7 protein-coding genes and 1 pseudogene are annotated in these 11,074 nt (G+C 55.1%); 4 read left to right on the top strand and 4 right to left on the bottom strand.

Annotated elements, in window-relative coordinates:
- Positions 1–227 precede the first annotated feature (227 nt).
- The 3 genes and pseudogenes from BM374_RS37495 to BM374_RS37510 all read right to left on the bottom strand — a co-directional run bounded on the left by BM374_RS37495 (position 228) and on the right by BM374_RS37510 (position 4,346).
- A complete protein-coding gene (locus BM374_RS37495; RefSeq protein WP_092303960.1) occupies positions 228–650 on the bottom strand; it encodes an SET domain-containing protein-lysine N-methyltransferase in 423 nt (140 codons plus the stop codon).
- 924 nt (positions 651–1,574) lie between these two features.
- A pseudogene (locus tag BM374_RS37505) lies at positions 1,575–2,698 on the bottom strand (IS3 family transposase).
- A gap of 484 nt (positions 2,699–3,182) precedes the next feature.
- Positions 3,183–4,346, bottom strand: a complete 1,164-nt coding sequence (locus BM374_RS37510) for a M24 family metallopeptidase (protein WP_092303964.1) — start codon at positions 4,344–4,346, stop codon at positions 3,183–3,185.
- 781 nt (positions 4,347–5,127) lie between these two features.
- Between BM374_RS37510 and BM374_RS37515 the strand changes: the two genes are divergently transcribed.
- The 4 genes from BM374_RS37515 (at position 5,128) to BM374_RS38340 (ending at position 10,870) form a co-directional block, all read left to right on the top strand.
- Positions 5,128–6,048 (top strand): LysR substrate-binding domain-containing protein, encoded by a 921-nt coding sequence (locus tag BM374_RS37515; protein ID WP_177248813.1) that lies wholly within the window; start codon positions 5,128–5,130, stop codon positions 6,046–6,048.
- A gap of 86 nt (positions 6,049–6,134) precedes the next feature.
- Positions 6,135–7,085: a cupin-like domain-containing protein gene (locus BM374_RS37520; RefSeq protein ID WP_244552878.1), complete on the top strand. Its 951-nt coding sequence runs from the start codon at positions 6,135–6,137 to the stop codon at positions 7,083–7,085.
- Between the two features lie 662 nt (positions 7,086–7,747).
- Positions 7,748–10,039 (top strand): diaminobutyrate--2-oxoglutarate transaminase, encoded by a 2,292-nt coding sequence (ectB, locus tag BM374_RS40235; RefSeq protein WP_143270357.1) that lies wholly within the window; start codon positions 7,748–7,750, stop codon positions 10,037–10,039.
- A gap of 432 nt (positions 10,040–10,471) precedes the next feature.
- On the top strand, positions 10,472–10,870 hold the full coding sequence (locus BM374_RS38340; protein ID WP_143270358.1) for a hypothetical protein: 399 nt from the start codon (positions 10,472–10,474) through the stop codon (positions 10,868–10,870).
- Positions 10,871–10,886: 16 nt separating this feature from the next.
- Here BM374_RS38340 and BM374_RS39255 read toward each other — a convergent pair.
- Positions 10,887–11,074: hypothetical protein (locus tag BM374_RS39255; protein ID WP_210188633.1), on the bottom strand; the 188-nt coding region annotated here is incomplete at its 5' end.

Below are 11,074 nucleotides of genomic sequence, written 5' to 3' on the forward strand. Positions count from 1 at the left end.
TTCATCTGTCCGTCCTTCTTCAGGCCGGACTCTAACTACTTCTGGAGGAAATACTCAGTGGCAGGTCACTGTCGCGAGAACTTCTGTCATGCCCACCAATTTTCAGAAGCAAAATCGCAGGTGTTTGCTATCATGGTCCGAAAGCTTGCAATCTTAAACGCTGCCTCGAGCGCTCGAGAGACTCGGTCAAATGGTTGCGGCGGGAGAGAGACCCACTTTACACCTCGCTAATCAATGAATTTGATCGTATCACGATAGGCGGAGACATTCGTATATTGATGTGTTATCTCCTCATCGATCATTATGTCCTTTAACGCCACGATGCTTGCCCACGCCCCAGAATCTGTATCAGTCCACTCTATCCGTGCATTAGGGTGGAATGAGTGGTTTACCACGGACATCAAGCCGAAGATGATGTAACCTGCCAGAGGATCGCCTTTGAGATGCCGATCGTGCCGCACGAAGTAGTACTGAAATATGTCCGTACGATCTAGCAGCTTGGCCGCAACATCGTCAAATCCCCACGTTGGAGCGCGCTCAATAACATCTCCAATCTTGAAGGGAATATTTGCAAAAACGCCGCGGCCTTTTCCGGGCACGGGTTGGACATACATGGTGTTGCAGCGATCAAAGGTCTTCTCAAACATCATACGATCCTCCTGGCGCAGAGCTTTTTCGTAAGGAATCGCTTTTTGCCTATTGACGTGTTGAGAAGAGTGTCATTCTGGGGTGGTGCATGCTGATCACGCATTTTTTGATTTCCTTCGAAGCGGCAGGCGATGCTAGGCGAACTAGGGCACGTGAGAAATTTCATGGTATGCCGGTGAACACTCATCCGGCATACGGCATCTGTGCACCATCCGCCGCGCAATGGTCCTGCGACGCCCCAGGCGTCTCCGGTAAGAACCGAGATTTGCCGCTTAAGACGCCCGAGTCCGTAATTCCTGTCGCTCAGCACCTCTTGTGAGCAAACCATATAGTACTTTCAGGCGCGTGATACCTGCCCATGAAGAGAGCCCCCAAAATAGGTGGTAACCTTGGGGTGGACGTCTGAAATGATGTCTAGTCGTGCATCGGAGAGCCTACCTGAACTGCGGTTGATAAAAAGAAGCCTTGCTGGATGGGATTGCCAACTGCAGGTTGTTCAGCCGCGCGAGTTGGATCGCGGGTCCAACGGCCCGGATGAGCCGAGGCTCGATTCCGTCCCTGTGCGGGCTCGAACAGCTGCATGCGGAAGTTTGAGCGCATGCATATTATTCGCTCGGGGACCAGTGATAGCCATTACCCGTTTTGAGGCCATTGCAATCTTGCAATCAAGCGGTCAACACACAAATGTCGCTAGTGATCAGGCCCATTATGGACGGCTCGGAACGTCGAGGTGCAGTTGCGTTGTTCGGCCAGAATTGGGCAACCAAGTCCGAAGCGCCGCCCCAGTGGACGAAGAGAATGACCTCCGGAGGCCGCCTAGTCGATATCGTCAGAAGTGTTTGTGATCAGAGCGTGACGATGCGTCTTCTGAAACGAGCATCGATCGTCAGCGCTGACTGATCTTCCCCCAAAAAAGTGGACAGGATTCAAGCCGATTTTAGCTCCATCTCGACCGGGCTGATATAGCCGATGGCCGAGTGTCTGCGGTGATGATTGTAGAAACCCTCGATGTAGATGAAGATGTCGCGCTCTGCTTCCTTGCGGGGCATATTGGCGGTGATGGACCAGTTCGGATTTGAGCGTGTGGCATTGTCGTAGCAGTCGGCTCTGCGGCTCATCGAAGGCAGGAAGCCGGCGGCTTGCAGCGCTGGCGATATTCGGTTGAAGCATATTGGGTGCCGCGATCGGAGTGATGAATCAGGCCGGCTTTTGTCCCTTGATCGCCATCCTTAATGCGGCGAGCGGCAATTCGGCGCGTAGATGTTCGTCCATCGCCCACCCCGCGTTATGATGGCTGTACAGATCCATGATGGCGGCCAGGTACAATTATCCCTGACCGGTCCAGACATAGGTGATGTCGGCGAGCCAGACCTGATTGGGCGTGGCGGCCGAGAAGTTCCGGCCGAGCAAATTGGGCGCGATCGGGAGCCATGCCCGCTGTCGGTGGTGCGGCATCGCCGCGGCCCCGCCGAGATGGCTCGAACGCCATGATGGCGCATCTGCCGCTCGATCCGGCCACGGCTTGCATGATGTCCCTGGCTTTGAGTTCGACATGGATCCGCGGGCTGCCATAGCGCCCGTGACTGTCGTGATGAACCGATGAACCCGCTTGATGTCCTCCAGCACCTCGATTGGCAGCCGCCGGGGGGCTTTCCGGCCGCGACCGCCAGGCATAGTACCCCTGGCGAGACGCCGAGCACACGGCACATGATGTGGACCGGATAGTCCGCGCGGCGATCTTCGATGAAGCGGAACCTCATGTCCGAGGTCCCGCAAAGATCGCGATCGACTTTTTAAAACGTCGCGTTCCATGTGCAACTGCTCGTTTTGCCGCTGTAACCGTGCGATCACGTCAGCCTGTTCCGCCGACGGCACCGACGCTTGCGACGTGGGCGCCGCGGCGCTGCCGCCGGCTGCTACCGTGCTCCGCTCCTTCACCCATCGACTGAGCACGGGAGCCATCGAGCCCGAGCTCCTTCGATACCGACTTCGCCGAGCGACCGCTCGACAAAACCAGACAACTGCCTGCCCCTTGTACTCGCCCGAATATGACCGACGATGCCGTTTCGCCATCCGACACCTCTCGCTGCCTAAGCTATAGGCGTCCACCGATTTAGGGACGCCCATGCCCACTCAGCTGCAGGGAGCGGAGGTGAAGCGGAGCTACAAAGGGAAGGCTGTTCTCCGTTCGACCAGTAGTAGTTTGCCTTGGCGGCCCGCATTTGCGGAGGTTCGCGAAGAAGATCCTCGGCATGTTCGAGAGCCGGTCGAACAGCTAGGCATGCTGCGCCTGAATTGAGGAGTTCGCAAGGTGTGGCCATCCAGGGAAATCTCGAGCTTAGTTCCGCAAGAGGGCGCAAGAGCACTCTACGATAGACCGGCTTTGCACGCGCTGCGAAACCGATAATTTGGACTCGTCCTGCACGCGGAACTGAAAAGCCGCGAATTCATCTAATCGAGGCAGGAGAGATCGAATCGATAACACTCGGTCCAGCATTGGTGACCACTGCTTCGATAATTCTCAGGAGCTCTAGCTAAATCTCGAAAAGCGTCCTGGGGGTATTTGTCAGCACTTCAACGCCCGTTTCGGTTACGCGAACCGTTTCGCTAATGACGTACCCGAAGTCCTCATCGATCCAATTTCCCAAATGCAGGTGGAAGGTCATGTTCGGCTTCATCACCGTCATGTCATCTTCCCTAAAGCTGGCTGTCAACTCCATCCAATCGATACCGACCGCATAGCCACAGCGGGAGTCTTTGTTGACGCCCAGCTTCTTGATTGCGCGATAGATCTCTTGTGCGACGCCGCCGCAGGTACACCCGGGCCTAATGGCATCGAGACCAGCCTCCAAGCCGGCTAGCTGGGCCTCATGCACACGACGCAGATGGTCGGAGGGACGTCCAATCGAGAAGGTTCGGCAGATCGGTGCAGTGTAGCCGTGGCGCACACCAGCGATTTCGAGATTCACTTGTGAACCCTGGCGAAGGACGTCCTCGCTCCAGCGAATGTGGCTTGTTCCGGTACGCGGCGAGGAGCAGAGATAAGGGTTAGCAATCCACGTCCCGGGCTTGCCGTTGGCACCGCGTAGCAGCGCGCCCACGATCTCGGCCATCGCATCGGCCTCCCGCACACCAGGGCGTATCACTTCTGTCGCACGTATGATCCCAGCATCCGTAATAGCGGCGGCTTCCTTCATGACGTCTATCTCTACATCAGACTTAGTCATTCGGATCCAGCTTACGACTTTTGTGCAATCCACCATCGTTGCCTGAGGCAGTCGCGCTTTGAATTTCCGCGAGGAATGGGCCGATAGAACACCAAGTTGGAGCCCAATTCGACGATTAGCGAGACCAGCGTCGAGAATGTAATCGATCACCGCGTCATAACCATCCTTCTCAATGTTACCCATGAGTTCTTCAGGAAAAGCCACTACGCTGTCTCGCTGCAAGAACGTTTGATGAAGAGCTGCTGGAACGTCCTGTTTGCGCACGATGAACGTCGGCTCCTCTCGTTCAACCGAAATTAGCAGCCCTTGTGGTGTAGTCTTCGCGGTGTAGCCCGTGAGATAAGTCGTATCGGAGCCGTCTGTTATTATAAGCGCTTCAAGGTTGCGCTGCGCCATTTCAGTTTTTACCGCGACAATCCGGCGCAAGTACTCTTCTCGCGGAAAAACGTGCCGTCCTTTGGTGATCGCCATTCTCGTAGCTCCACAAAGCTGATTTCGGATGCAGTGCACTGGCTGACCGCGAGTTCGCCTCGCGCGTCGCAGATACCATTAGCCAAAAGGTTGTGGATTAAACCCCATCAGTGGCCCGGCATTATTGGCCCTCCTTAGTAGATCAGCCCGACACTGTGCCGACAAGCGGCGCCCTGTTTGTCTGCCGTATTCTTTGGATGAGTATGCCCTCACTTGATGTCAATAGCCGCCCACTAGTTCTAGTAGGTCGCGTTTTGTGCTGCGCACTAAGACAGCGGACGATTTGCACGTAGCATGCTTCGGATCAGTGGGACGCAAACATGGTGCCCTTCTCCGCCGCTCACCAGCGGCAAAGATCCGGCCGATACAGGTCCAACTTTGACTTTAGAGTTATCAGGACCAAACGCACGTTGAGACGCAGGTTTGTTGCGATCGCGTTGTCTGGTCGCTCTCATGCGGCGCCGCGATCCGAGCGTTCCGGTCATTGGTTGGGGCGGCGGGTTAGAGGAATTTAATGCCTAAGAATCTGAATTATGAATGCCAATGGGAAACATGCAGCCGGCATTCTGTGCGCAACGAATTCGCTCCGCGAGAAGCTCTTGAAGGAGCTTAGATGCTGAAGACGTTTTGACTTCAAACCCCTCCCAAAGTTGGGCGTGGGCAACAACAGCCTCGCAAAATACATCGTCTCTTCGGAATTTAGGAGCAGTCATCCTTTCCCGCAATGAGTCGATTACACATCCCTTCTTTGCCGCAGCAGAGAGCCAAAAACGGAGACGAAATGCTGCAGCTCTTGGACCCCGATCTTCTGCGGACCTTTATAATGGTTGCAGAAACCAGCAGCTTCACCAGAGCAAGTGAGCGCCTGTTCCGCTCTCAGGCGGCGATCAGCATGCAGATCAAGCGATTGGAAGAGCGAATCGGAAAGCCAATTTTCGTGCGAGAGCCGCACGGAGCACACCTCACGAGCGAGGGAGAGTTGCTGATCCACTACGCTCGGCGATTGCTACGTCTTAATGATGAAGCGCTTGCCAACCTTTCGGTTGCCCCAACGGAGAACGTCGTGCGCATCGGGGCACCGGATGAGTACGTTCCAGTCTTTTTGCCCGAGGCCCTATTATTGCTAAACAAGTCATGTCCGGGAGTCCTCCTAGAGCTGGTAAGCGAAAAATCAACGAATTTGATGCAGGAGGTTCGGAATGGGCGTGTGGACCTTGCCCTAATAATGCGACATCCCGAAAACACAGATGGCGAGGTGCTTCGACGAGAGCAGCTGCATTGGATTACGTCGAGCGACAATTCACCGCACACCTCCCGTCTGTTACCGCTGGCGCTATTGTCCGATCGGTGCGTCCGTCGGGATATTGCGCTAAGGACCCTTAAACAGGCGAATCGATGCTTCGAGGTGGTGTTGTCCAGCGGTTCAATGACCGCCATCGTGGCTGCGGTTTCAGCTGGGCTGGCAATATCGGTAGCTGAAGACTCTGTCATGCCAGCCGGAGTGCGCAAGCTTGGCGAGCAGGATGAGCTCCCCGCGCTTGGTGTAGCTGATCTGGTCCTCCATCGTGCTCCTGGCCATCAGCCTCGCGCGGCAGCAACGCTTGCTGAGCACATTCGCTTGTCATTCAGGAAGAGTGCAAAAGACCCGGCAAAATGCCCTGCCGGTTCGACGAACTCATTAGCAGAACGTATGCTTCGATAAATGCTTTCCGTTGTTCTCGCTCTCACGTATCCGGTATGGTCACTGTGGAATTCCTAACTTAGTCAACTCGCAAAGAGCACGAAGAAATGGGTAAAATCAAAATCGGGACATCGCCGCAAATGCCTCGTCGTCGGCCTTCCCCGAGGCTGGAGCGCTGGTCATCGGTCCCAACTGTGACACAGTTATCTGACGCGGAGTTCGCTACCAACTACCGCGATGCACTCAGGCCGGTTCTCCTAAAAGGCGGCTGTGCTGCTTGGGCCGCTTGCGAGCGGTGGTCGCCTGGGTACTTCGATGAGGTCGCCGGCTCATTCACCGTGCCGGTCAAGATCATCAACCGTGGCGACATCAAGGTTTCTTCCTGGCGGCTGGCAGAATACGTCCGCTTGATCATGCAGAAGGTGGGCGACGGCGATCAGGTCCCCGCTCCTGAAGAAATTCCGTACTGCCACGACATTCCCTTATTGGGCTTGGTAGAAAGTCTGGCAAGCGATTGTGAACCCTTTCCGTCGAACTTTCTGAGTCCTTGGTACCGCCGGCATTGGTGGCGCTACTCGCAATTCTTCATGGGTCCTGCAGGCGCGGTTACCCCACTCCACTTCGACAGCTTACTTACCCATAACCTTTTCTTTCAGATCTACGGTACGAAGCAATTCACGCTGCTGCCGCTGAACCAAGCAAGGTACTGTGGGCGCCGCGGTTGGCGGTGGTTTGATGTGGATCCTGAGCGACCAGACTACGTGCAGTTTCCGCAGTACCGGCACGCGACGCCTGTAGTAGTTAATGTGAGTGCTGGCGATATACTGTATATGCCGGCCGGGACTCTCCACCACGTCCGTAGCTTATCGGCGTCGATTTCCTTTGCGATCGATTTTCACACGAAGCGAAGCGTAGTCCGAGCGTTTGCGCATTCAAACAAGCGCACTCCCAGAGACGTCATTTATTACAACGCGATCACCGCATTGGCCGTGATCGCCAAAATGCCTGAGGCCGCTGCGTTTCGGCTGTACCGGCCTTACTTGAGCTATGTGAGTTGAGAGGCTCGAGCGGTACAGGAGGGCAAACGGGAGGCAAAAGTCGAACCGGCGAATCCGTGCCACCGGTTCGTGGAAGCATATGAAATAGTGCCAACTTCCACAATCACTGAAGCACATCTGGCCGAACGGTAGGCCTGTCCGCCCGTCTCATGCTGCGCTTCGACCTCTGATGTGGGGTACCCGAGAACGTGCGCACGCTTGAGGTGATTCAGGTTAGCCGCGATATTCTACCAGTTTCCGAGATGTTGGCGCTGAAACGGACGCGCTGGTGTGCTAGACGCACACGGCCTGGGCACTCTGGCTCGACCTGGTCACTCGAGCGGTTTGAGTACAAGGCCTCGTGATCTGAACGGAGTTGGGCAAAAAGTCCCTCTCCAATGCCTTGTCAGGTGTCTCGCTCATGCTCTTAGGGCCCTTCTTGGGTTAAATCTACGTCCTGCTGAATCTGCGACCTTAGCCCATCCCGCTATGAAGTCCGACTTATTCACCGATGACTACAGGGCTGTCAATGCTAGTAGGTTCGACGTTTGCCGTTCTCAGGTAAGTGAGCGGTTACCTGCAGGCCACAACATAGGACTCAGTTGAACGCACGATGACCTAGGGCCGCCGCAATGTGAAAGAAAGCGATTGCTCTTAATCGCTTGCCAGTGAAGGAGACGACGATGAATGGAGTAATGGAAGAGGCACGCAATATGGAGGCCTTCGAAGCTCTGGAGTCAAACGTCCGTCTATACTCACGTTGTTTTCCAGCTGTCTTCAGCCGGGCGCGCGGATCGATTATGTTAACAGAGGATGGTCGAAAGCTTATTGACTTCCTCTCTGGCGCTGGAGCACTGAACTATGGCCACAACAATCACGCGATCAGGGCGGCTATTACGGAATACTTGGCATCGGACGCCGTGGTCCACGGACTTGACGTGGCCACCCCTGCAAAACTCAAGTTTTTGGAGACCTTCAACTCCGTCATACTTCGAGAGCGGGGTCTGAAATATCGGTTTCAATTCACGGGGCCAACAGGAGCTGACGCGATTGAAGCAGCTTTAAAGCTCTCGCGCAAAGTCACAGGTCGTCAGAACATCATTTCGTTCACGGATGGCTATCACGGCCTAAGTTTGGGAGCGCTCGCTGCGACTGGAAGCCGTTTTCATCGCAACGCCAGTGGGATATCGCTGCCTGGTGTAACGTTCATGCCCTATGACGGATATCTTGGACCGGCTCTCGATACCGCTGATTGCGTTCGAAAGGCATTGATGGACGACAGCAGCGGCGTCGATCGTCCAGCCGCCATCCTCGTTGAAACTATTCAGGGAGAGGGAGGTATAAACGTAGCCCGCAGGGAATGGTTGCAAACAATCCAGGCCATAGCAAAGGATGTAGGCGCGGTTTTCGTGGTTGACGACATACAAATGGGCTGTGGTCGCACGGGCGGGTTCTTTAGTTTCGAGTTTGCAGACTTGGCACCCGATATCATCGTCCTCTCTAAATCGTTGAGCGGCTTTGGTCTGCCATTATCAATGTTGTTGATCAAAGAGGAGCTCGACGTATGGCAGCCAGGAGAGCATTCAGGCACTTTTCGAGGAAACAATCTTGCGCTTGTTTCAGCAACCGCAGCTATAGATGTTTATTGGAGTAACCAGAGTTTCTCGAAAGGGGTTCAGCACATGGGAGAACTTGTGCGGGGCCGACTTGAGTCCATTGCGTTCGAGCACCGAAACAGTCTGACTGTTCGAGGGCGAGGGATGGCGTTCGGGTTTGATTGCAAGAGGACCGAAATCGCAGAGGGCGTAACACGCGATGCATTCAAGAGTGGATTGATTCTCGAAAGATGCGGACGTATCGATCAAGTCATAAAAGTGCTCCCTGCACTTACGATTGATGTTGACACGTTGAATCGGGGGCTTGATATATTCGAGAAATCTTTGGCAGAAACTTTGAGAAGACTGGGTTATCTAAGCAGCGTACGATCAAGAAATGAAGTCCTGAGTGGCCGGAATTCCGTTCTACACACGGACTTTGAGCATATAGCTGTCGGATCGCTCCACCACACCGAACGCACCAACCTGACAAACGCGTTGGCAGGGTACGTTGACAATTTCGAATGGCCAACCACCGCGGCCGAGCAGGCGGAAGTCGGAAAGAGTTTCGTTCCGACGTTTGAAGCTACGTTGCCCCGTTTGGCGCAAGTCCTGCGAGGGGTAAAGTCCGGAAAGTTGCTAGCCGCGTATTTCAGCGGGCTTCCTCAGGAGCCGTCAAAAGCGCGGATCGTGCTGCTCGCCATAAGCAGCATACTAGGTGAGCCCTTCAACTACTCCTGCCAAAACGATGGAAAGTTGGTCATGCCGCTGGTACCAATTACTGGCTCGGTCGGAAACACCAATACCACGCGTGACGAATTCAAGATGCACACTGATGACGCTGCTTTGCCAAGAGACGCTCGCACCGAGTACATCAATCTGTACGGGATCGTAAACCCGCCAGGGACGCTCACGAGCTACGCCGCGGCTGCCGATGCGCTCTCCGAACTAGATCCGTCGACTATTGCGGTTCTGCGACAGGAGCGTTTCAGCTTGCGGTTTCCAACGAGCTTCGGGTTCGCAGCCGAATTGTGGTCGGCTCCCTGCCCAATAATAGCCGGAGCGGGTGACGATATCGAGTTGCGTTTTCCAAGCTATGCTACGCGGGCCTCGCGCAAAGGTGATGAAGCCGCACTCGCAGCCCTCAAGCAGCTGATGGAGGCCCTAAATCGACATGCGGTTGGATTTCCGCTTGATCCTGGATGCGTTTTGACGTTCAACAACTTCCGCGGTGCTCACAAACGGGATGCAATCGGTAAAGGCGAGCGCCTGGTTTTCAGGACATACAGCTGTCGTAGCCTGGATTTCCTGCGGGATGTCAGCGGCAACCCCGGTCCAATCTTCTCAATCGAATCGTTCGCCAAGAAGATCAGCGCCTGAAAGGGGATCCCGGTCGGCCGAGCGGATGTGCCCCCGGATCGTACTAGCGGAAAAATCCAAATGCCAGAACAGAATCAGGTGTTCAATGCTCAGCCCAACCTCACAACGATAGTTTCAAGAGTAGTGGCGGTTCGGACCCACCCTTTGGGTATGGCTGTCGCGATCGCTGATAACGTGGTAAGGCCCGCCGGAGGTGGCGAACCGAGAGATCGTGGGCTCGTGAGGTGTGCTGCCGGACATGGGCTAGAGATCCTCGGCGCAGATAAGTGCGATGGGTTCACTTGGGTTTTCCTCGAAACATCACCGGTGACTCCCGGCGAATTGGTCCGCGTGGAACTGGACTCAGAGTATAGGTGTCGTAGGCGGCGCCTTCACACGGCGATTCACCTCGCCATTCGGGCCACGAAGAACCATCTTGGAGAGATCCAAGTCGTGGACGCGCGGATCGAAGAAGACGCTGGAAGCGCACTGGTGGCTTGCCGCTATTCGATTCCCATCTCCGATGCGGACGTGGTGGCGATCGATCGCTCAATCAGGTCCGAAGTTCTGAACCCGCGCTTAGTGACAATCTTAACTGCAAAGTCAGTCGAATGCGCCAAGAAGAGTTACCGTGATCTGTTTCGCCTGAGCGAGCGCTACACGCTGAAGGGGAGAGTCCGCCTAGTCTGCATCGAAGGCTATGATGTGAATCCGTGCTCGGGGCTACATCATCCGTCGACTGACATTGGTCCCTACGAGTTAAAGCTGGAGTCCAGCGGCGACGATCCGAACCAGTTTGCGATTCGCATCCTTCCAAAAAAAGTATGGACTAGCTGGCTTGGAGAACTGTGATTCTTTGAGTCTGGAGTTATTTCAGCAACACGAATGGGATGGGCGTACTGATCTGAGGCCGGCAAACTGGACCATTTTTGGCTAGAGTTTCGCTGCCGAAATCCCCTTGGCTGGGAAGAGCGGATAGTTTGACCTTGCCCCAAAGTTTTATCCAGTTCTGAGTTCGCCCCGGTCGTTGGATTTGCCCGGTTGGGCGGTGGGAGC

The sequence above is a fragment of the Bradyrhizobium sp. Ghvi genome, assembly GCF_900115265.1.
Taxonomy (GTDB): Bacteria; Pseudomonadota; Alphaproteobacteria; order Rhizobiales; family Xanthobacteraceae; genus Bradyrhizobium.

Coding starts and splice junctions, on each gene's coding strand:
- BM374_RS37515 (WP_177248813.1), top strand. CDS start 5,128: ATGCTGCAGCTCTTGGACCCCGATCTTCTGCGGACCTTTATAATGGTT.
- BM374_RS37510 (WP_092303964.1), bottom strand. CDS start 4,346: ATGGCGATCACCAAAGGACGGCACGTTTTTCCGCGAGAAGAGTACTTG.
- BM374_RS37520 (WP_244552878.1), top strand. CDS start 6,135: ATGGGTAAAATCAAAATCGGGACATCGCCGCAAATGCCTCGTCGTCGG.
- ectB (WP_143270357.1), top strand. CDS start 7,748: ATGAATGGAGTAATGGAAGAGGCACGCAATATGGAGGCCTTCGAAGCT.
- BM374_RS37495 (WP_092303960.1), bottom strand. CDS start 650: ATGATGTTTGAGAAGACCTTTGATCGCTGCAACACCATGTATGTCCAA.